Source organism: Candidatus Tisiphia endosymbiont of Micropterix aruncella (genome assembly GCF_965178575.1).
Classification (GTDB): domain Bacteria; phylum Pseudomonadota; class Alphaproteobacteria; order Rickettsiales; family Rickettsiaceae; genus Tisiphia.
In genome coordinates, this window is the sequence record NZ_OZ238268.1 from 900,483 (window position 1) to 923,458 (window position 22,976).

General features: G+C 32.2%; 20 protein-coding genes and 1 pseudogene. 6 read left to right on the forward strand and 15 right to left on the reverse strand.

Going from position 1 to position 22,976, the window contains the following annotated elements; all coding sequences use genetic code 11:
* Positions 1-28 precede the first annotated feature (28 nt).
* Both ACN1AG_RS04445 and ligA read left to right on the forward strand, forming a co-directional pair.
* On the forward strand, positions 29-1,012 hold the full coding sequence (locus ACN1AG_RS04445) for a polyprenyl synthetase family protein (protein ID WP_417904486.1): 984 nt from the start codon (positions 29-31) through the stop codon (positions 1,010-1,012).
* Positions 1,013-1,234: 222 nt separating this feature from the next.
* Complete coding sequence (ligA, locus tag ACN1AG_RS04450) at positions 1,235-3,460, forward strand: NAD-dependent DNA ligase LigA (RefSeq protein ID WP_417904487.1); 2,226 nt, start codon at positions 1,235-1,237, stop codon at positions 3,458-3,460.
* Between the two features lie 269 nt (positions 3,461-3,729).
* Here the strand turns inward: ligA and ACN1AG_RS04455 are convergent, their stop codons facing one another.
* The 6 genes from ACN1AG_RS04455 to ACN1AG_RS04480 all read right to left on the reverse strand — a co-directional run bounded on the left by ACN1AG_RS04455 (position 3,730) and on the right by ACN1AG_RS04480 (position 7,623).
* On the reverse strand, positions 3,730-3,885 hold the full coding sequence (locus ACN1AG_RS04455; RefSeq protein ID WP_410521155.1) for a membrane protein insertion efficiency factor YidD: 156 nt from the start codon (positions 3,883-3,885) through the stop codon (positions 3,730-3,732).
* On the reverse strand, positions 3,882-4,808 hold the full coding sequence (locus ACN1AG_RS04460; RefSeq protein WP_417904488.1) for a phosphodiester glycosidase family protein: 927 nt from the start codon (positions 4,806-4,808) through the stop codon (positions 3,882-3,884). The genes ACN1AG_RS04455 and ACN1AG_RS04460 overlap by 4 nt, the downstream gene beginning before the upstream one ends.
* Before the next feature lie 227 nt (positions 4,809-5,035).
* Entirely contained in the window at positions 5,036-5,953 is a 918-nt protein-coding gene (gene fmt / locus ACN1AG_RS04465) for a methionyl-tRNA formyltransferase (protein WP_417904489.1), read from the reverse strand.
* Positions 5,950-6,477 (reverse strand): peptide deformylase, encoded by a 528-nt coding sequence (gene def / locus ACN1AG_RS04470; protein WP_367364222.1) that lies wholly within the window; start codon positions 6,475-6,477, stop codon positions 5,950-5,952. The genes fmt and def overlap by 4 nt, the downstream gene beginning before the upstream one ends.
* Positions 6,478-7,084: 607 nt before the next feature.
* Complete coding sequence (locus tag ACN1AG_RS04475; protein WP_417904490.1) at positions 7,085-7,249, reverse strand: hypothetical protein; 165 nt, start codon at positions 7,247-7,249, stop codon at positions 7,085-7,087.
* A 140-nt stretch (positions 7,250-7,389) separates the two neighbouring features.
* The gene (locus ACN1AG_RS04480; RefSeq protein WP_417904491.1) at positions 7,390-7,623 is read right to left on the reverse strand and encodes a hypothetical protein; all 234 of its coding nucleotides are present in this window, start codon (positions 7,621-7,623) and stop codon (positions 7,390-7,392) included.
* Between the two features lie 304 nt (positions 7,624-7,927).
* Here ACN1AG_RS04480 and hpf point away from each other — a divergent pair, with 304 nt between their 5' ends.
* The gene (hpf, locus tag ACN1AG_RS04485; RefSeq protein ID WP_367364224.1) at positions 7,928-8,512 is read left to right on the forward strand and encodes a ribosome hibernation-promoting factor, HPF/YfiA family; all 585 of its coding nucleotides are present in this window, start codon (positions 7,928-7,930) and stop codon (positions 8,510-8,512) included.
* 169 nt (positions 8,513-8,681) lie between these two features.
* Here hpf and ACN1AG_RS04490 read toward each other — a convergent pair whose 3' ends face one another.
* Positions 8,682-9,122, reverse strand: a complete 441-nt coding sequence (locus ACN1AG_RS04490) for a phage tail protein (protein WP_417904492.1) — start codon at positions 9,120-9,122, stop codon at positions 8,682-8,684.
* A gap of 13 nt (positions 9,123-9,135) precedes the next feature.
* Here ACN1AG_RS04490 and ACN1AG_RS04495 point away from each other — a divergent pair, with 13 nt between their 5' ends.
* Entirely contained in the window at positions 9,136-9,567 is a 432-nt protein-coding gene (locus ACN1AG_RS04495) for a hypothetical protein (RefSeq protein WP_417904493.1), read from the forward strand.
* Entirely contained in the window at positions 9,555-9,908 is a 354-nt protein-coding gene (tnpB, locus tag ACN1AG_RS04500) for an IS66 family insertion sequence element accessory protein TnpB (RefSeq protein WP_341757307.1), read from the forward strand. The genes ACN1AG_RS04495 and tnpB overlap by 13 nt, the downstream gene beginning before the upstream one ends.
* Here the strand turns inward: tnpB and ACN1AG_RS04505 are convergent.
* The 8 genes and pseudogenes from ACN1AG_RS04505 to ACN1AG_RS04540 all read right to left on the reverse strand — a co-directional run.
* A complete protein-coding gene (locus ACN1AG_RS04505) occupies positions 9,905-11,014 on the reverse strand; it encodes an IS66 family transposase (RefSeq protein ID WP_417904494.1) in 1,110 nt (369 codons plus the stop codon). The two genes, tnpB and ACN1AG_RS04505, sit on opposite strands and share 4 nt — an antisense overlap.
* Positions 11,015-11,316: 302 nt before the next feature.
* Positions 11,317-11,550, reverse strand: coding sequence for a hypothetical protein (locus ACN1AG_RS04510; protein ID WP_417904495.1), 234 nt, complete (start codon positions 11,548-11,550; stop codon positions 11,317-11,319).
* 245 nt (positions 11,551-11,795) lie between these two features.
* Positions 11,796-12,113, reverse strand: a complete 318-nt coding sequence (locus ACN1AG_RS04515; protein ID WP_417904496.1) for a transposase — start codon at positions 12,111-12,113, stop codon at positions 11,796-11,798.
* A 243-nt stretch (positions 12,114-12,356) separates the two neighbouring features.
* Entirely contained in the window at positions 12,357-13,685 is a 1,329-nt protein-coding gene (locus ACN1AG_RS04520; RefSeq protein ID WP_417904497.1) for a reverse transcriptase domain-containing protein, read from the reverse strand.
* 546 nt (positions 13,686-14,231) lie between these two features.
* Complete coding sequence (locus tag ACN1AG_RS04525; RefSeq protein ID WP_417904498.1) at positions 14,232-17,066, reverse strand: hypothetical protein; 2,835 nt, start codon at positions 17,064-17,066, stop codon at positions 14,232-14,234.
* Between the two features lie 395 nt (positions 17,067-17,461).
* Entirely contained in the window at positions 17,462-20,299 is a 2,838-nt protein-coding gene (locus ACN1AG_RS04530) for a hypothetical protein (protein WP_417904499.1), read from the reverse strand.
* A 261-nt stretch (positions 20,300-20,560) separates the two neighbouring features.
* Positions 20,561-20,689 (reverse strand): hypothetical protein, encoded by a 129-nt coding sequence (locus ACN1AG_RS04535; protein WP_417904500.1) that lies wholly within the window; start codon positions 20,687-20,689, stop codon positions 20,561-20,563.
* Between the two features lie 66 nt (positions 20,690-20,755).
* Positions 20,756-20,995, reverse strand: a pseudogene (locus ACN1AG_RS04540) (transposase family protein); the annotation flags it as partial.
* Between the two features lie 650 nt (positions 20,996-21,645).
* Between ACN1AG_RS04540 and ACN1AG_RS04545 the strand changes: the two are divergent.
* Positions 21,646-22,974 (forward strand): reverse transcriptase domain-containing protein, encoded by a 1,329-nt coding sequence (locus ACN1AG_RS04545; RefSeq protein ID WP_417904501.1) that lies wholly within the window; start codon positions 21,646-21,648, stop codon positions 22,972-22,974.
* Positions 22,975-22,976: the final 2 nt, after the last annotated feature.

Below are 22,976 nucleotides of genomic sequence, written 5' to 3' on the forward strand. Positions count from 1 at the left end.
GAGGTTAAAATAGCATTAGAGATGTAAATTGGATACTATAAAAATAATACATAAAGATTTAGCAGTAGAACTGTCTAGCTTAAATAAACTTATTATGACCCACTTAGATGCCAAAGAACAACTAGTTGGCGTAATAGGTAAATATTTACTGGAATTTGGTGGCAAGAGAATCCGACCATTACTAACAATTTTAACTAGTAAAATGTTTGGTTATGTCGGTGAAGATAATATAAAACTTGCTGGGGCTGTAGAATTTATTCATGCAGCAACTTTACTTCATGACGATGTAGTAGATGAAAGTACAATGAGAAGATCCAAATCTACTGCTAACGTTGTTTGGGGGAGTAAGGCTAGTATTCTAGTTGGAGATTTTTTATTTAGTCAATCATTTCAGCTAATGGTAGATACCAAATCTGTTAAAGCTATGAAATCTTTATCAAGAGCTTCAGCAATTATATCAGAAGGTGAAGTTTCTCAGCTTGTGAAATTGAATCAGCGGAGAATTATTGACGAAACAGAATATAATGAAATAATTATGGCTAAAACTGCAGAGTTATTTGGAGTATCTTGTGAAGTAGGAGCAATTATTTCTAGTCAATCTAACGAGATATGTGAAAATTTACAAAATTTTGGTAGATATTTAGGAAATATTTTCCAAATTATTGATGATTTATTTGATTATTTAGGGAATAGTCATGATATTGGCAAGAATATAGGTGATGATTTTTTAGAAGGAAAAATAACTCTACCCCTAATCTTTTTATATAAGAAGCTTGATGATACCGGGCAATTAAAAGTTCAAAAAATGATTAAGGCGGATAATAGATCTGAGAGTGAATTTGAGATAATACGGAGTTTGATGGTACAACATGGTATTAAGCAACAAATTATCGACCATCTAGCAAATATTAAGAATGAGGCTAGTAATTTATTAGAGCAAATCCCTATACAGAATATTTATAAAGATCATTTAGCTTCTTTACTAGAATTTACTTTAAATAGGTCTTATTAGGTTATGTTGCCAAGATTTATGCGATAATAATAATTTAACCTGAGTTCGATATAACATTACCGTATCCTCATATGTCATACCCAACCTCGATGTCATTCTCAGCAACGGCGGGAATCCATAATATCTAATAGCCTTTGCAGGCTGTTTTTTGGATTCCCGCCGTTGCTGAGAATGACATCGGGCTATTAAATTAAATCTAATCTTCAAACTTTTACGATTAATATGCAAAATATTCCAACCAATATTGAACATCTTTCTGAATTAGAGGTAGAAAACTTACTAAAACAACTGGCAAGTGAGATAGAAAAATATAATAAAGCATATCACCAAGAAGATACTCCTCTGATTTCTGATGCTGAATATGATCAATTATTTAATTTAAATCTTGAACTTGAAAAAAAATTTCCTCATCTTGTGCTGGCAAATAGTCCAACTAAACAAATCGGTAGCCTAGCTGCAGAGAAATTTTCTAAAGTAAAACATATAAATCCAATGTTTTCTCTTAGTAATGCATTTGATAATGAGGATGTATCAGAATTTATAAATAGAATAAAGAATTTCTTACGTCTTGATAGTTTTCAACCTATCTTTTGTGAACCTAAAATAGATGGTCTATCTTTTTCTGCTACCTATAAGAATGGCATACTCACCACTGCTGCGACAAGAGGAGATGGTTTTATTGGAGAAGATATAACTGAAAATATTAAGACTATCAAGAATTTCCCTCATTCAATAGTATACTCAAATGATTTGGAGAATGGGGACAATAAACAAGGAGTGAGCGGACTAGGCGTACATGAAGTACGTGAGTACGCGAATACCCCGCAGTTTTACGAAACCAATTCTTCAAAGCAGAAGAGTATATCAAGCCCCGAAATTTTGGAAGTACGAGGTGAGGTCTATATTAATAAAAATGATTTCCTATTATTAAATCAAGCACAGGAATTATCTGGGAAAGATAAGTTTGCAAATCCACGTAATGCTGCTGCCGGATCATTAAGGCAGTTAGATCCAAACATTACAGCAAGTAGACCACTACAATATTTTGTTTATGCCGTAGGAAGTAGTAGTAGCAAAATAGCTGATTCTCAAGATGCTTTATTACATAAACTGAAAGATCTAGGATTTATTGTTAATAATATAGGAAAATTAGCGTATTCTGAAGATGATCTGAAATCTTTCTATGAATATTTGAATTCATCTAGAGATCAATTGCCTTATGAAATTGATGGCGTTGTGTATAAGTTAAATGATTTTGCTCTGCAACAAAGGATGGGGTTTATTGCAAGAAGTCCAAGATTTGCTATTGCTCATAAATTCCCTGCAATAGTTGGTCAAACTAAACTAATTAATATTACTCTACAAGTAGGTAGGACAGGTGTATTAACGCCTGTTGCTGAGTTAGAACCGCTTTCTATTGGGGGAGTTAGGGTATCAAGAGCTACATTACATAATTATCAGGAAATCATAAGGAAAGATATAAGGATTAATGATTATGTGTTTTTGCAGAGGGCAGGTGATGTCATACCTCAAATTACTTCCGTAGATTTTACTCGACGTTCTAGTGAACCACAAAAAATCGATATGCCAAAACTTTGCCCGTCTTGTGGTTCTCATTTACATTATAATCAAGAGACAATAATAATTCGTTGTGATAATGGGTTAAATTGCCCTGCTCAGAATTACGAACGAATTTGTCATTTTACCTCTAAAAATGCTTTAGATATAGATGGTTTAGGAAAGAAGCAAATAGAATTTCTACTGAAAGAGTCTTTAATAAAAAATCCAGTGGATATTTTTTATTTGCAAAATAATAATGAAAAAAGCTTAGTCAAGCTTGAAAATATGATAGGATGGGGGCGAAGGTCTGTAGAAAACTTATTTACAAACATCGACAAAGCCAAAAATGTTTCCTTAAACAGATTCATTTATTCCCTAGGAATTAGGCATATTGGCGAACAAAATGCCAAATTACTTGCTCGAGAATTTCAGAATTATGGTAATTTTATAGAAGCTATGGAATCTTTATTAAAAGGTGATCAGCCTATATACCAAAGGTTAAATGATCTAGAAGGAATAGGAGATAAAATTTTGGTGGATATTATCGACTTCTTTGATATTAAAGAAAATCTACAAATTATTCATCAGCTAAGTAAAATTTTAGAAATTCAAGACTATAGTGATCAAATCCTTAAAACCGCATTAACTGGCAAAGTTGTGGTATTTACCGGTTCTCTACTAACTCTTTCAAGAGCAGAAGCAAAATCTCAGGCAGAGAAGTTAGGAGCTAAAGTAAGTAGTAGTGTTTCGTCTGCTACTGCTTTAGTGGTAGCTGGTGCTGATGCCGGTAGTAAACTCAGAAAAGCTAAGGAGCTTGGAATTAAAATTATTGATGAAGATGAGTGGTCGGAGTTAGTATATACTAATTCTCCCACATCAATCCAATAAAGTATACTCGATGAAAATCAACAATTGCGTTGTCGTTATCCAAGACCTGCGGTGTTCACGTACTAGTGTTATCTTTACCCACATCTTTTAAAAGTGGCATACTTATTAGGCTTTAAAATATAGTTAATCCCATAGGATTAGGTGACAAAGAACATAACAATTGTAAATTGTCATTCCCGCGTAGGCGGGAATCTAGATACCTGCTTTCGCAGGTATGACACAAAATTTGTATCACCTAATTCAATAGGTTTGACTATACATCTTTGATATTAAAACCTGATATGTATAACCTCTTCAAAAAGATGTGGGTAAAGATATGACTCTGAACAGGATGGATAAAAATGACAATTATCTCCAAGTAAGGGGGAGATAAAGAACCGGTAAAACTTAATAAGTATAATTAATAAATTAAAACGATATATCATTTCTTTTTAAAAATGATAACATCAGAAACTGGGCGTACTGTTTGTACTCCTTCTTTTTCATCTTTATCCCCAATAGTTAAATTTACTACCTTACCATTAATCCATAAAGTAGAAGAACCACCACCATCTAAATTAATAGCATGTTGACAACCAAGATTTTTCATTAATGTTGCAAGCTCTAAAATAGTTAGCCCTTGTATCCCATCATCTGATGAGAATTCTTCTTTAAGAACTTTTTTCAATTGATCAAAAGTGAGAGATCCATAGTTTTGATGATGATATTTATTAGCAAATACCGATCCCTTTTCTTTCATAAGAGATTGTACCTCTCCTATAGTAATGTCAAGTATATCCCTAGAATAATTATGCTCTGCTATCACCACAACAATAGTATTATTAGCTTTTATTCCTATAGCCGTGCGTGCATTAGGTTTTACATAAAAATCACTATTTTTATCATTAAGGAATTGTGGAATTTTGTTATTATCAATTAACAACGGGATACCAGAAAGAATAGATACTTCACTTGTTTGATAATTTTTAGGATTTAATACCATAATGGACATTACTCCTGAATTTACCATAATAACGGATTGTTTTTCATCTATTATGTTATATTGATGCCCATTAATAATTAAAGTTTTACTTGGCATGCCATCTTTATTACCACCAATTTCAAAAAATCCCCCATTAATTGCTATTGTAGCCTGAGATCGTTTGGCAATTGCCGGAACAGTCTCACGACCAATAGCCCCATCATTAGCTTTTACAATTGCAGTTATATAATCTTTAGGATTAATAGTAACGATATGAATAATATGCTTCCCTTTCGTTCTCTTTTCATAGGTAAAACTAGAAGCATTAACGATACTTGCTTTCATCAATAACACGGCTAGCAAAATTATTATCTTAAAATTTACCACATTAGTTCTCTTTAAAATACTTATTGAGTTTTAGCTATATACTGCTCGTAAATGAAGAGTCATATCTTTACCCACATCTTTCTGAAAAGGTTATACATATCAGGTTTTAATATCAAAGATGTATTTTTAAAGCCTAATAAGTATGCCACTTTTAAAAGATGTGGGTAAAGATATGATTATATGTACACCTAGCACTCACCATTCATTTTCAAATCCAATTCGTAGGATCATTTGAGTATACCTAGGGGGATTTGTACCCCACGTATAAATTCTTCAACGTTTAAAGCTTTTCTTCCTTCTTGCTGTAATTTTTTGATGATCAAAGTACCCTTACCACAAGCTATCTCTAAGACACTATTATTAACCACAGTACCAGGTGGCAATTTAACATCCAAATCATTATAATACGCTTCTAGGATCTTTATAACTTTACCTCTATATTCAAAATATATTCCAGGCCATGGATTCATACCTCGAATTCTACAATCTATTTTGTAAGCAGTCTCATGCCAATCTATCTTCCCTTCTTCTTTCTTGAGTTTATGAGCATAAGTTACTCCATCTTTATCTTGAACAATCCTTGGTAAGTTATCAATATTATCTAAAGTTTTAACCAATAAATCAGCCCCTATTTCTGCACATTGGTCATGCAAAATTGGTAAAGTTATTCTAGGAGAGAGTGAAAACGAATGCTGCAATATAATATCACCAGTATCCCACCCCTCATCCATCTGCATTATGCATACAGAAGTTTCAGGGTCTCCCTCTATAATAGTGTGCTGCAATGGAGCTGCTCCCCTATGACGTGGTAAACTTGAGGGATGGATATTAAGACATCCATATTTCTTGGCTTGTAGGATAACTTGTGGTATCAAAAACCCATAAGCAACTACTACTATTATATCCGCATCAATTGAATTAATTAAATTGGTTATTTCTTCGGTTCTCAAGGTTTTAGGGGTATAAGTTGGAATATCATATTTTGATGCCAAACTATGGATAGGTGATGCTACCTCATTTAGCCCCCTTCCTTTAGATTTTGGAGCTTGAGTGAATACAGCAACTACTTGGTGGTCTTTGCTATTAATTAAACTCTTAAGAGTAGGTACAGCAAATTTTGGCGTACCCATAAAAATTACTTTCACAAAATATTATTTTTTAGCTTTTTTAATTTACGTAATGCTACGTCCTTTTTCATATTACTTAAATAATCAATTAGTAGCCTACCATCTAAATGATCCATCTCATGCTGAATAACCCTAGCAAGCCAACCATCAGCTTTTAATTCTTGCTGGCTATTATTATAATCTAAGAATCTTATAGTTATAGACTCAGACCTTGCTACCTCGACCCGTTGTTCCGGTAAAGATAAACACCCTTCTACCGCCACAACTAATTCTTTAGATTTGTCTATTATCTTCGGGTCAGCGACAAATAATGGATAAAAACCAACTGGTCTTTCTGTATCATCATTATTCTGCAAATCAACTACCAATATACGCTTAGCTATTCCAATCTGAATGGCAGCTAACCCCACACCATGATCGTGATACATAGTTTCAACCATGTCATCCATCAACTTTCTTATATTATCATCGATTATGCTTACTGGCAAAGATTTTTGTTTTAATCTTGAATCTGGAGCAGTCACAATAGGTAACACAGACATAATACTTTAAAACCATAGATTATTTATACTCTTCTGCTTTGAAGAATTGTTTTTTGAAAATATCAGGAACTCGCGTACTCATGTACACCTAGTTCGCTCGCCCTTCATTTTCAAATCCAATTCACCCCAATTCGTAGGATCATTCGAGTATACCAAAACATTTACATTGTACCACAAAATAACCAATGAGTCTAGTGTGTCCATTGGCTAGTGTGATAGGGTAATTTAAAAGTCGGGTTGTAAGCCTAATAGATAAAGGAAAAAGTGCTTAATATGTACTTGATGTCATCCCAGCGAAAGCTGGGATCTAAAAAAATAGCCTGAAAGACTATTAAGTAATATAGATCCCTGCCTTCGCAGGGATGACATAAAAGGAGCGGCAGGGCTGACATCGCATCTCCCACGAGTCCAAAGATGTGGGTAAATAGTAAGCTATGCAGGGCTGACATCCCCCTAATGTGGATGATTACTTGAGCCTAGTATTAACTTGTTACATCGAATTCAGGTTAAATTATTAAGATAGTTTAAAATATTTATACATTTTTACCCTGAAACTATTAGTACACGCATAAAAATCATTATACTTCTTAGGTTCTGCACGCAGAACTTAATTAGAATCAATATATGGTAATAAATTTATGGTCAACAAAATAAATATATATAATGTTATTAAATTCCAATCCCCATTTGAACGTCTTAAATCATACACTAATTCACCTGATGTTATCTTACACGTTAATTCGGGATAAGGATTAGTAAAAATAGCAGACATATATACACTACGAAGAGCAATTAATGTATGAATTCACAGAAATGCAATTTATACATATCCAAAATCTTGTATTAGTTATAGCTAAAGCATTTTTACTAATCCTTATCCCGAATTGACGTCTTACGTAAAGCTATTATTACTCAGGCAATTATTGACGCAACCAATATATCAAAATTTCGCACAGCAAAAAAGCTAGAACAAGAAGCAAAATCATGGATTTTTGGTGGTAGTGAATCTTTTAAAGAAACTTGTCTAGAAGGTGGGATTGAGCCATCTTTTGTAGTAAGAGTAACCAAAGCAATTATAAAGCTACATAAGAATAAATCTAGGCTTAGAAAGCCATCACAACAAAACTCGGTAGATAGTAAAAACAAAAAAAACATTATTTAGAACAAAATTATAACCTTATTTAAGTTAGCTATAAAATGTTACAATTTAGGTAAAATTACGGGCAAAGAATCGCTTTTTAACTGAAAAACACTTTTAAAAAACAATTTGAAGTAAGCGTTATAAGCTTATATTCTATCTAAAGCAATTATCAAGCCATTATAAAAATTTCAAAATAATGGCTTGAAATTTACATGATTATACATTAGTTGTATAGATAGGTAGTTGGGTGTGTGATAGATATTTTCTATTACATATAATATTTGACTTAACTAAATTAAAGGGGATTTTATGCAAATATCAATATCAGGTCAACATATTTCTATTGGGAATTCTTTGCAAGACTACGTAAGAAACCGTACTATGCAGGTGTCAGAAAAGTATTTTTGTGATGTAATAATTAGTGCAAACGTGCATTTCTCTAAACAAGGGTTTCAACTGGTTTGTGATATTGTAGTGAATGATGGCACAGGCAGACATATGATATTGAAAGGTAACGCTGCTTCAGATGACATATATTCAGCGTTTGATATTGCTCTTTCTAGGCTTGAAAAGCAGCTTAGAAAGTATAAATCTAAGCTTAAGGATCGTCATGATAGAGTTAAAATATCCGAAGTAACATCTAAAGCAGTTAAATATACTATAACACCCCATCAACATGAATATGAAGACGAAGATAATGTGGCAGCATATGATAATCCTGTAATTATAGCAGAAAAATCTGTAGAAATATTAACTCTATCAGTAAGTGGAGCAGTGATGAAAATGGATCTTGAGAACCTTCCTGCTTTAATGTTTCAAAATAGTCATACTAATCGCATGAATGTAGTTTATTACCGTCGGGATGGGAATATATCTTGGATAGATTCCAAATAAATTTTTGCTACTTAACCTCAGTTCGATATAAGAATTAATAATTCTTATATCGAACTGGCTTTGTTATAAGGAAAAATGCACTCTTGAAGCGGTTCTACGAGTGCATTTTAACTTTTTTCATCATTCAATATGTGATTTTAATAATTAAAATCACATATTGAATGGAGTGTTATATATAACTCTCAACTTCATCAATAATTCCGTGAATTTCAACAGTTAGGCGAAATAATCTCATGGAGATAATTCTAATTTGATATTGATAATTCCGATAATATAATATGATAAAATCCCCCGGTTGATATTTGATAAAATTTGCTGGCATGATAAATCTTAAAATTTTAGTTTCAGTAGCGGCATTTTTTAGGATTAACTGGCCTAATCTTTCAGCTTCAAGATAAGATAGTATAATAGGTAGTTTTAAGCTAGGAATAGGTCTGTGTGAAAAATTCTCACTATTTATTTGGCAAAAGATATTATTATAATCATCATACCGATCGATAAAGTTTAGTGCTAGTTTACTAATAATGCTAGTTTTAGAAATTTCTGTATACTTGCAGCAAAACTGCATAACTTTATCTAATTTTTTTGCTAGTATGAATTTTTTATACATTTGGGTTCCTACTATGCAAATACCATCAATTACTATTGAGCAAGTAGCTCAGCAATTTAAAGCTTGGCGTCAAACTAAAACTAACAAGTTTGATCCCATACCAAACCATCTAAAGGAATTAGTTCACCAATTACTCCATCATTATTCTTACCAAGAGATAGCTAAACATCTTAATATTAATATTAATAAAGCAACAATTAGTTCAATTAAAAAAGCCCATGAACCTACCCTCAAAACTTCTCCTGTCTCAGCTTCAAATCAAGCTCTACAACAAAATATTAATTTTGTCCCATTTCAACTAGTAAATTCTATAGCTACTGATCCTGTAGCGAACCCCAAACAAAATCACTATACTTGTCACATTATTAAACCAAATGGTACCAAGCTTATTATCCAAACACTAGAGCCAAAAACCATAATTCAGACATTTCTATGCTGCAACTAACCCCGGCGTCAGTTATTTTTGTTGCCACTATTGCCATCGATTTTCGCAAGGGTATAGATGGCTTAATCGCTGTTTGTAGACAAAAACTTTCTTCTGACCCTCTTAATGGTTCCTTGTTTTTATTCTATAATAAAAACAGAACTGCCATTAAAATTTTGTCCTTTGACGGTCAAGGCTTTTGGCTATGCTCTAAACGCCTATCCAAAGGTAAATTTACGGCAAAACTCTTCCCTTCTGATAATTTATCTTATCAGATTTGCCATAGAACCTTATACATTCTTATTCATAATGGCGATCCTAGTTCTGCCAAACTCTCTAATGATTGGCGTTCTGTCATTTAAGCTGCTGTCTTGATTAATTCCGTATTATTCATATATCTTGCATAGGCAAAAGGGCTATAATTCGCAGGATGCTTCTTTGCTTTGCTACTCTGCTCTTGTAGCCAATTTAAATATTTAAAGGCATTGATCTCGTTCTCACTACAAGTCTTTACTATACTATATAGACCACTATGTATCTCAGCACTATTGATTGTTTTAAAGAATAATGAATTCTTCCTTTGTAAAATAATGGTACGCAGTGATCTCTCAGCCCAATTATTATCAAGACTGCTAACTGGAATTTTTAAAAATTGGGTCAAACCTTCTTTATTATTTAACCAATATCTCATAACTTGTCCAAGCCTACTATTAGGCTCAACTTTCTTGTCGTTAAATAATTCGTCTATTTTGTTATATATGTTTTCTATATATTTACTGCTATGTTCCTGATGATACCCCAGTTTTTCTTCAGGGCTCATCTCTTTACATTGATGTTCATTGTGGTAAATACCACATGTTTGTTTGAGAAAATATCCGCATTCTTCAGGGTAATATAGTTCATTCTCTGTAAATTTTCTCTGACCATGTGACAAACAATTGATCATCACTATTATTGCTAGTAATTCTTTATCTGCTTCTGATAATACCGGGTTATTATTGTTACTTGCGTCAGTCATTAATTGGATAGAATCTGTTCTATTCTTACGATTCTTTAGTACGTTACCAATATTCTCCCCGCCATGCTTATTACCTGTAAAATATAAAACTATCACCTCATTATTTGTAGTCTTAGCACATATAGTAGTAGTATAACAGCTGCGTCCTTTCTTATTTTGAGTACGTAATTTTTTATTGGCTATAGTAATTTCTAAAATCCTGGCTCTAGTATCATCAAGATTCAGTGAATTACATTCGGCAGCCATTTCCAATAATACCCCGTAAATCTCAGCTCCACCACCTTCTTGCCAAACATCTAAATATTGTTGCCACAACGAACTATATGCTACAGGAAACCCACTTAAACTTTGCAACCTAGATAAACGGTAGAAAGGAGTACCATAGGTCTTTTGTAACACTATTGCACTTCTGCTACTATTTGTCCATTTGTTGATATTTTTATTGTTCATAACTTTATAGTCGCAAGCATTACAGCGTAGCGTTTTCTTTACATATCTGTTGACTGTAATTGGAGCGTTACCTGTGAATTGTAGCAATTTTCTAGCTTCACTATTATATAGTTTGCCATTATAGCAGTGAGGACAGCTATCACCACTACAAAAATTCTCAGGAGCTAAATAGCTGGTATTCGCATCCTTATAATCATCAAACCCATATTTACCTTGCCAATTACTACGATCTATCTTTTTGGGCTTATCGCACTCTTCTTCATTACCACCATTCCCGTTATCAGATTCACTTGGCGGTTCTTTTAATGAATCTGAACTATCTTTTTTTTGTTATCTGCCTTAAAACCAATCAGCATTTCCTTAAGCTTATTTATACTGATATTTGATGATGCTAGCTTGTCTATTAGTTCGTTACAAAATTTCACAAGTTCTATTATCGCTTGCTGATCATTTCCTGTTAATGAATTTGCCTTAATATGTTGTATTAGTTCTTCTCGTTCTTCAGCACTTAAGGTCGCTACTTTTGGCTTTTGCATTTCGATTAATTATCATTATTGTTAATATTTCAGATGTTATAATATGACTGGTACTTTTTCAACTAGTTTTTTTATTAATCGGTGATATTTGCATAGTAGAAACCCAAATTACGTTAATTCGGGATAAGGATTAGTAAAAATAGCAGACATATATACACTACGAAGAGCAATTAATGTATGAATTCACAGAAATGCAATTTATACATATCCAAAATCTTGTATTAGTTATAGCTAAAGCATTTTTACTAATCCTTATCCCGAATTGACGTATTACGGTCTCTTGGTGTTTCAAGTTCGAAGGAACCTGTAGCCGTCTTCATAGTCTTAGTATTAATGCCGTTTCTACGGTTACTACCTTGTTCCAAACTATTTTCTAGTAAGTGAGAATCCATTTCACCTTCTAGGGCAAGCTCCGTAAAATCTTTCACTAAAGACGTTAGCAGTCCACTTGGATCAAGTAATGGCTTGCCTTGGTATAGTCCTTGTATGATCTCCATACATTTATCTTGATTAAGTATTTGTGATACTTTATCTAGTTGAATTGGTTTCATTGGTTTACTCATGTCAAATTTCCTATTATTTTACACGAAGAACATGTGGATAAGTTGATATCAACTTATCCACATTCTTCGCTATTTACAACATCAATAATCTTTATTTTATATATTTAAAAGATTATCTTTTTCTATTTGTGTGAGTAGACCTAACCAATTGCTTGGTTAAGCCCCTCCTCAGAACCGGACATGCAGAGCTACCGCATCCGGCTCCCGAAAGGTAAGATAGGCTTGTACCCTATTTTGTTGGTTTTAGAACATTGAAATGCTCTTCCACTTATTTGGAAAGTTGACCCTTTTGAGTATTACAGCTAATCTTTGCCAATTCATCTTACGTTTTCCACCCATTCTATTAAACCACCCATATATTGCTCGCCTAGTTTGGTGAATAAATGAACTTACTCGTCTTTGATTATCTGATATACCATGATAATTGATCCACCCTTTTGTAGCTCTAATGACTTGCAATAGTATCTGTTCTTTGTCCCTCTCATTAAGGTGACTTCGTAGATATTCTCTTAGCCCTTTAAGCTTTTCGGTAAATCGATCTTTCCTTGTGGTATATTTTAATCTCCATGTGTTACCAAATCTTGATTTACCCCAATAGCAAGTAAAGCCAAGAAAATTATAACTCTTGATCTTCTTACCTTGCTTAGCTAAGTTCTCAGCATGGTATCTACCGGACTGAATCATCTGCGATTTAGTTTCATTGATGTTCAAGCCATACTTGTTTAATCTTTTAGGCAAAACCTCATAAAACTTCCTCGCATCTTCTTCATTCTCAAAGACAAACACCATATCGTCACAATACCTCACCATTCCAGTTTGCCCTCTTATGTTTTCCTTGCTGATTTTAGCAAACCAACAGTCAATAACATAATGTAGGAAGACATTTGCCAAAATTGGTGATGTTTTAGACCCTTGGCGGCATCCTTCCTTGTTAGTAACTATAGTACCGTTTTCTATAATTGCTGTTTCCATCAGTTTCATAACTAGTCTTAGGAATCTTTTGTCAGATATTCTCTTTCTTAGGAATCCCATCAACTCGGAATGTTTGATTGAATTGAAACACTTAGTTATATCAATTTCAACTACAGCTCCTTTATTGAAGTTATACGTAAGTCTATTCAACTTCTTAAGTGCATCATGGGCGTTTAATTTAGGTCGGAATCCATAGGAACACTTTAAGAATATTGGCTCAAACACAGAGTTTAATATCTTGCTTACTGCAGACTCGATTATCTTATCTTCGAAACATGATATTACCAAGGGTCTTTTGCCTCCATCTTCTTTCGGAATTAGCGTTATTCGTGCAGGTTTAGCTTGATATTGCCCCTTGCGAATTCTAGTAAGGAGCGAGAGCAAATTTGCTCCCAACTTCTTACCATAAACCGCTTTGGTTATACCATCTATTCCTACAGCTTTCTTGCTATCGAGTTCCTTATATTGTTCTTCTAGCATCTCTAAATCAATAATATGTCCAAGATTATTAAACTTTATGTCTTGATTTTGCGATGATAGCAACTTTATACGCTCAAGTTTTGTTGACCATGTATTTCCGTCTATGCTGTGTACGGTCATTGTTTCCCTCTTACGTTCTTACCTTTCTGCCAGCCCTTCGCTCCACTTCCATTACGAAGCTTCATCACTACTACAACTGACTCAGCCATCCTTACACCATCTCCAAAGCCTTATGTTTCGGCACTTGTACTTTGAATACTTACTTAATTAAGTAAGAGTTATAAGGACTTCTCAAGTTGTGTCATTAATCTCTACAAACTCGCTGACGCCTGCGACCCCGGTGATTAAATACTTTCGGATTTGCTAGTTATAACCTCCAGTATTCTATTGCTTACTACCCTGTATAAAGTATCAGCTCTCACTACTACCGACTATTTCGGGGCTATCACGTTCACCTTTTGGTTTCGGCTCGATTGTTTCGCTGTCTACGCTTTACTACTGTCGTTACCTTCAGCAGCACAAGACTCGCTATATGGTGGAGCTAGCTACTCCTTCCATAACAGGACTTTCACCCATAAGATTAATGCACCTTATCTTGACGCACACACACTTAGACGAACATTCCCGAAGATGCTATTAATTTGAGCAAAAAAGAAGCATTGTCCACTATACCCCTGATAAATAATTTACAGGGTTTGTAGGATCAACATCTCCTATGCAGCCTACTTCTTCGTCATATTTGAAATCATCATAGCCTTCTGGAAAAACATCGTATTTTAAAGGATAATCTTCTACCTGTATACTATGGTCTACACCCCCAGGAACTTTTTTAACCTTAATATTTTCAGAATTCAATACCCTTTTTATCTCTCCATGATTAACTTTCTTATCAAAAATTACTAAAACAGCACCATCATCATTTTGGAAAATGGTGCTTGGGTATAACCGCTTATTTCCCTCTGTTTTAAGTTGTGGAAAATATTTGTTTAATATTTTAACCCCATTATGATTAGGATCTTTTACTATACCTATATTTAAAGCATTGGTAAATTTTTGTTGTTCAGATGTCTCTAATGATCCTAATAGTTTAGGGTCAATAATAGCATAAATATTCTTGTGTTTACTAATACGTTTAACAACATCTTCACTCTTTGTTGTATATGATAGTTCATCAGAAATATTCCAAGTTTGATAAGTTTCTTGATGATTATCAGACTTTTTATCAGGAGAAAATCGAGCGGCTTTTTTAATATTTTGATAATATTGATGGATAATTGTCCACTGATTTAAACATTTTGTAATAAAATTTTCTTTATATAAGGATGATTTTTGAGTAGCAGTATCACTTATCTCAGTGTTAGACTTTCCTTCAGAGCTATATTTTTCTACATCACAACTAGATGCCCCAATATTATTGTCCGCATGAGTCTGAGTCTCAGGCTGTTTTTTTTCACTGGTAGTTTGATTTATAATTTCTAAGGAAAAAGTAAGTTCATCATCTTCAGTGATTTTATCAACAATTTTGTTAATTTTATCTTGTGAGTTTGAGCTTGTTTCAGGATCTCTAGTCAATATATAATATTGACATATATCAATTATACTGTGAAACGCCTCTAAAAACTCTTCCTCTTTGGTACAACACGTGCTGTATATTTTTTTAATATACCCCCAATTTTTATTTAGAAATTCTTTATTATTATCTGCAAATACATTGAACATTAAATTTAATTTAGCTACGTTAAGGTATCTTTCAAGGGGTATTGCATATTGAGAGGATTCATGAGATTGTAACAGCTGTTCTGCCCGATCTAAACAACATTTAGCTTGATCTAAGTTTTCTATAGCTAAATAAAATTCCGCTACTTTTATATTAATTATAGGATCGTTTTTTAGATCGTTTTTTGAAAGCGTGCCTAAAACTTTTTTATAATTTACTTGTTCTATATCATTTTTAGACCAACATTTTAAACAAGTTAAAATCCTTAAAACACATTCAGAATCATTAATATTAAGGTCATCAATCATCTTCTTTATAGTGCTAACACTATACTTTCCTATTTGAATGATAAATGTTTGTAAAAATTCTATAATAGTCGCATTGATTTCCTGCTTGTTTGTTGTTGATAAAAGAGTTTTTTTTATTATTTCTATATCTTTCTGTATTGGTTTAACAAATGTTTCATCAAAAATATGATATGAAAATAACTTTATAAATTTTTCTTTAACTGCACCAGATAACTTAAAATCATTAGCTAACTGATCAAGGGTTGATATTTTAAATTCACCATTTTCTATATTATGCAAAGCTATTAATAAACGATATAAATCATTCTTTATTTCAGTATTATTAGCATATTTTATTAATTTTAATGATACTTCAATTGTTTCTTGTAAAATTGTTTTTTTTAACTTTTCCTCATACTTACAGTAACCAAAGCGCTTCTTATAAGCATTGTGTTTCAAACCGTCGTCATTACTATCAATGCTTAATTCAACCAGTTTATTAGTATAATTATCTAATAATTCTCGCTCTTCCTTTGTTAAGGGTAACTGTAGATGTATTTTGTTAAAATATAGGTTTATTAATTCTTCATAGTGAAATATTCTTGATGACTTTAATGGTATATTTTTTATAATAGAACGTATTATTTCTATATATTTATTACGATCTATATCTTTGTAATATTTAGTTAGAAGCGTATCCACTACATACCTCTCATTAGATTGCAACTCATCAGATTGCGACTCATTGGATTTCGTATTATTTTTGCAAAAAAATAATTTTATATGTTGAGAAATCTCATCTCTTTTGTTATGTAAAATAACATCAACACATTTTAAAAATTCTTCTGGTCTCTCTCGCTTTAATGTACGTGAATATCCTTCTAATGTTTTTTTTAATTTTTCTACGTTTGTATCGTAATCTCCTTGATTAAACTTGTCTTGTAGTATTTCTAAAGAGTTCTTAGCACCTTTTTTATCTTTTAACCATTTAATTAATTCTTGGTTTTTCTTTGATTCTGATTTTATTAATAGATGCTCTAAAGATTCAAGCCAATCTAATAATGTTAAGTTATTATTATCTAATTTATTAGGATTAAAAAAATCCTTACCAAAAACTTTATTATTCAATAAATATTTGATAACACTTTCCTCACCTTTCTCTATATTTAAATGATCACGAATGAATACAAGCTTATATAATTGTTCCGACCATTTTAATTTTTTTATTAGAACCTCATTTGTTTCTTGAACAAACTTTAACAAATATTGCTCGACAATCTTGATATATTCTATTTTGTCTTTATTAGGCATATTACTTGCATCAAGGGAATATATAATACAATTGAGTATAAAATTTCCTATTTTACTATTACCTAAAGTGGTATCTAAAACTTCTAGTAATTGATTCGAGGGTTGTTGTTTAATACTAGTGTCATCTGATGAACTAGGAGTTGTAGGTGCTTTTGTAGAGTGTTTATGTTTTTTTGCCTTTGCCATATAAATAAAGTTAATGTAAATTAATTGGTTCAGAACCACTTCATGAAAAATATATTACAATTTATTATACTATTTAATTTATAATACTTAAAGTATATTATCAATATTACTATATGTCGTATTGTTCAGGGTATATCTTCAGTTCTGACAGAACCCTTTTATAGTCAACTGATGAGAATTTGGTGACGTCGTCACTCGTCGCTCGCCTATTATCTATAGGCTTCGCTCCATCGTTCCTAGCATCAAATTCTCCTGAATTGACTATAGTTTAAGATTAACCAATTAAATTAATAAATGGAGAAATTGAATTATGGCAAAAATTACAATAAAAGAAGAAGAGGTTAGTAGATTCAAAGAAAATCCAGAAGTACTACTCTCTTTTTTGTCTAATTCTTTCAGCTCATTATATCTCCTATGCAGCTTACTCCTTCATCATATTTGAGATAATCTTCTAGAAAAACGTCGTGCTTTAAAGGATCATCTTCTACCTGTATACTATGGTCTACACCCCTAGGAACTTTTTTAACCTTAATATTCTCAGATCTCAATGCTTTTTTTATTTCCTTATGATTAGCTTTCTTATTAAATATTACTAAAACATCACCATCATTATTTTCGTAAATGGTGCTTGGGTATAACCGATCATCTCCATCTGCTTTAAGTTGTAGAAAATATTTGTTTAATATTTTAACCCCATTATGATTAGGATCTTTTACTATACCTTTTTTTAAAGCATTGATAAATTTATCCTTCTCGGATGGCTGTAATAACTTTAATAGCTTAAGGCCAATAATAGCATAAATATTCTTGTGTTTACTAATACGTATAACATCATCTTCATTCTTTGTTGTATACGATACTTCGTTAGAAATGTTCCAAGTGTAATAATTTTTCTGATGATGATCGGAGCTTTTATCATGAGAAAATCGAGTAGCTTTTTTAATATTTTGACAATATTGATGGATAATTGTCCCGTGATTTAAAAATTTTGTAACAAAACTGTCTTTGTAAGAGACTTCTTGAATAGCAGTATCACTTATCTTAGTATCAGATTTTCCTTCAAGACTATATTCTTCTGCACCACAACTAGATGCACCAATATTATCATCCTCATGAGTCTTAGTCTCAGGCTGTTTCTTTTCACTAGTAGTTTGATTTATAATTTCTAAGGAAAAAGTAAGTTCATCATCTTCAATGATTTTATCAACAATTTTGTTAATTTGATCTTGTGAGTTTGAGCTTGTTTCAGGATCTTTGGTTAATATATGGTATTGACATATATCAATTATACTGTGAAACGCCTCTAAAAACTCTTTTCTTTTAGCACTACACATGCTGTATATTTCTTTAATATACTCCCAATTTTTATTTAGAAATTCTTTGTTATTATCTGCAAATGCATTGAGCATTAAACTTAATTTATCTTCGTTAATGTGTTTTTCAATTATTGCAGAGGATTTATGACGTTGTAACAGCTTTTCTGCCCGATCTAAACAACATTTAGCTTGCTCTAAGTTTTCTATAGCTAAATAGAATTCCGCTACTTTTATATTAACTATAGGATCTTTTTTTAGATCGCTTTCTGAAAGTGCACCTAAAACTTTTGTATAATTTACTTGTTCTATATCATTTTTAGACCAATGTTGTAAACTAGTTAAAACCCTCAAAACACACTCAAAATCATTAGTATCAAGATCATCAATTAGCTCCTTTATAGTGCTAACACTACACTCTCCTATTTGCATGATGAATGCCTGTAAGTATTTTATAATAGTCGTATTGATTTCCTGCTTGTTTGTTGTTAATAAGAGAGCTTGTTTAATTATTTCTATATCTTCCTGTATTGTCTTAACAAATGCTTTATCAAAACTATGATATGAAAATAACTTTATAAATTTCTCTTTAACTTCACTAGATAACTTAAAATCATTAGCTAACTGATTAAGGGTTGACGTTTTAAATTCACTACTTTCTATATTATATAAAGCTATTAATAAACGATATAAATCTGTCTTTATTTCAGTATTATCAGCATATTTTATTAATTCCAATAATACTTTAATTGTTTCTGGTAAAACCGTTCTTTTTAAATTTTCCTCATTCTTACAGTAAAAAAAGCGCTTCTTACAAGCCTGGTATTTCAAATCGTTGCTAATTTCGCCCTTAGTGCTTAATTCAACCAGTGTATTAGTATAATTATCGAATAATTCTCGCTCTTCCTTTGTGAAGAATGATTTTAGACTTATTTTTTTAAGAAAGAGGTTTATTAACTCTTCATAGTGAATTATCTTTGATGTCTTTAATGGTATATTTTCTATAATAGAACGTATTATTTCTATATATTTATCACGATCTATCTCTTTGTAATATTTACTTAGAAGCGTATCTATCACTTCCCAATAAATTTCATCACATTCACTATATTTACGTTCATTATATACACGCAAAAATAATTTCACTCGTTGAGGAATCTCATCTCTTTTATTATGTAAAATAACATCGAGACATTCTAAAAGTTCTTGTGGCCTCTTGTTCTTTGATGCAGGTATTACTACTTTTATCCCCCTTCCCTTGTGTTCCTCCTGTGGTAAATAATTTTTTAAGTCTTCCTTGAATTTCTGTATATTTTCATCGTAATTCCCTTTATTAAATTTGTCTTGTAGTATTTCTAAAGAGCTCTTAGCCCCCTTTGTATCTTTTAACCATTTAATTAACTTTTTGTTGTTATTGGTTTCTGATTTAGTTCTTAATACATCATCTAAAGATTGGAGCAAATCTAATAATGTTAAGTTATTATCGTCATCTAATTTATTAGGATTAAAAAAATCCTTACCAAAAACCTTACTATTCAATAAATATTCGATAACACTTTCCTTACCTTTCTCTATATTTAAATGATCACGAATTAATACAAGATTATATAATTGTTTATGCCATCTTAATTGTTCTATTACAACCTCATCTGCTTCTTGAACAAACTTTGACAAGAATTGCTCGACAATCTTTATATATTTTATTTTGTCTTCATTAGTTATATGAGTTGCATCAAAAGAAAATACAATACAATTGACTATAAAATTTCCTATTTTACTATTACCTAAATAGGTATTTAAAACTGCTTGTAATTTATCAAATTGTTGTTTAACACTAGGATCACTTGCTGAACTACTAACTGATGAGCTAATATTTTTAGACGCTTTTGTAGAATGTTTATGTTTTTGTGCCTTTGCCATATAAATAAACTAATATAAATTAAACATTGGTCTAGAACCACTTAATAAAAAATAAAATAACAAAAATTACAATTTATTATATTATTTATTATATAATACTTAAAGTATATTATTAATATTACTATTATACTATATGTCGTATTGTTCAGGGTATATCTTCGGTTTTGACATAACCCTTTTAGTTTAAGATTAACCAATTAAATTAATAAATGGAGAAATTGAATTATGGCAAAAATTACAATAAACCTCTTTCGAAACTGGTTAATATAGTTCAAAATTATAAATGCTAGAGATCAAATTAAATCTAAGTATTATTTGTTCTATTAATTTTATGCTTGCAAAACTATTAAAAAAGTAGTCTCCTATTAATTGTGATAACGCTGTACTCATTCTCTTGCCTCTTAAGTCTTCAATAACCTAAGTAATAGAGCTTTGGCTACGCGTTATCTACTATTTTTATTCTCTCCTTAATCTCTTTGTCCTGTACTGAGGACCGAATCTTTTACGTCTATTTCGATATTTGTCAGCAATAATTTTGAACCGTTTTAGCATACCAATAACGTTTTCATTCAGAACTCTTTCTCCTGTTAACCTACGATTATTCTTTTTATCGTTTTTAGTTAAAGGATTTTTCTTGCTTTTTTTCTTTGGTAATTCAGAATTATTGTGAATTTTTTGTATACCTTGATATCCTGTATGTGCGTCAAGATAAGGTGCATTAATCTTATGGGTGAAAGTCCTGTTATACGTCAATTCGGGATAAGGATTAGTAAAAATGCTTTAGCTATAACTAATACAAGATTTTGGATATGTATAAATTGCATTTCTGTGAATTCATACATTAATTGCTCTTCGTAGTGTATATATGTCTGCTATTTTTACTAATCCTTATCCCGAATTAACGTGTTATGGAAGGAGTAGCTAGCTCCACCATATAGCGAGTCTTGTGCTGCTGAAGGTAACGACAGTAGTAAAGCGTAGACAGCGAAACAATCGAGCCGAAACCAAAAGGTGAACGTGATAGCCCCGAAATAGTCGGTAGTAGTGAGAGCTGATACTTGATACAGGGTAGTAAGCAATAGAATACTGGAGGTTATAACTAGCAAATCCGAAAGTATTTAATCACCGGGGTCGCAGGCGTCAGCGAGTTTGTAGAGATTAATGACACAACTTGAGAAGTCCTTATAACTCTTACTTCATTAAGTAAGTATTCAAAGTACAAGTGCCGAAACATGAGGCTTTGGAGATGGTGTAAGGATGGCTGAGTTAGCCATATTAGTGATGAAACTCCGTAATGGGAGTGGAGCGAAGGGCTAGCAGAAAAGTAAGAATGTGAGAGGGAAACAATGACCGTACACAGCGTAGACGGAAATACATGGTTAACGAAACTTGAGCGTATAAAGTTGCTATCATCGCAAAATCAAGACATAAAGCTTAATAATCTTGGACATATTATTGATTTAAAGATGTTAGAAGAACAATATAAGGAACTCGATAGCAAGAAAGCTGTAGGAATAGATGGTATAACCAAAGTGGCCTATGGTAAGAAGTTAGAAGCAAATTTGCTCTCGCTCCTTACTAGAATTCGCAAGGGTCAATATCAAGCTAAACCTGCACGAGTTATGCTGATTCCGAAAGAAGATGGAGGCAAAAGACCTTTGGTAATATCATGTTTTGAAGATAAGATAATCGAATCTGCAGTAAGCAAGATATTAAACTCTGTGTTTGAGCCAATATTCTTGAAGTGTTCCTATGGATTCCGACCTAGATTAAATGCCCATGATGCTTTAAGGGCGTTAAACAGACTTACGTACAACTTCAATGAAGGAGGTATAGTCGAGATTGATATGACAAAGTGTTTCAATACAATCAAACATTGCGAGTTGATGGAATTTCTAAGAAAGAGAATATCTGACAAGAAATTTCTAAGACTAGTTATGAAACTGATCGAAACACCAATTATAGAAAATGGCACTATAGTTACTAACAAAGAAGGTTGTCGTCAAGGCTCAATAGTTTCGCCAATCTTGGCTAATGTCTTCCTGCATTATGTTATAGATAGCTGGTTTGCCAAAATCAGCAAAGAAAACTTAATGGGACAAACAGGAATGGTGAGGTATTGTAACGATATGGTATTTGTCTTTGAAAATGAAGCAGATGCGAAAAGGTTTTATGATGTTCTACCTAAAAGGTTAGCTAAGTATGGGCTGAACATCAATGAAGCAAAATCGCAAATGATCAAATCTGGTAGAAACCATGCTGCAAATTTAGCCAAACAAGGCAAGAAGATTGCAAGCTATAATTTTCTTGGATTTACTTGCTATTGGGGTAAATCAAGATTTGGCACAACATGGAGACTAAAATATACCACAAGGAGAGATCGTTTTACTGAGAAACTTAAAGGGCTAAGAAAATATCTACGAAGTCACCTTAATGAGAGGGACAAAGAACAGATATTATTGCAAGTCATTAGAGCTACAAAGGGATGGATCAATTATCATGGTATATCAGATAATCAAAGACGAGAAAGTTCATTTATCTACCAAAGTAAGCGAGCAATATATGGGTGGTTTAATAGAATGGGAGGAAAACGTAAGATGAATTGGTTAAGATTAAGCAAAATACTTAAAAGAGTGGAATTTCCAGAGAAGTGGAAGACAGTCTCAATGTTCTAGGG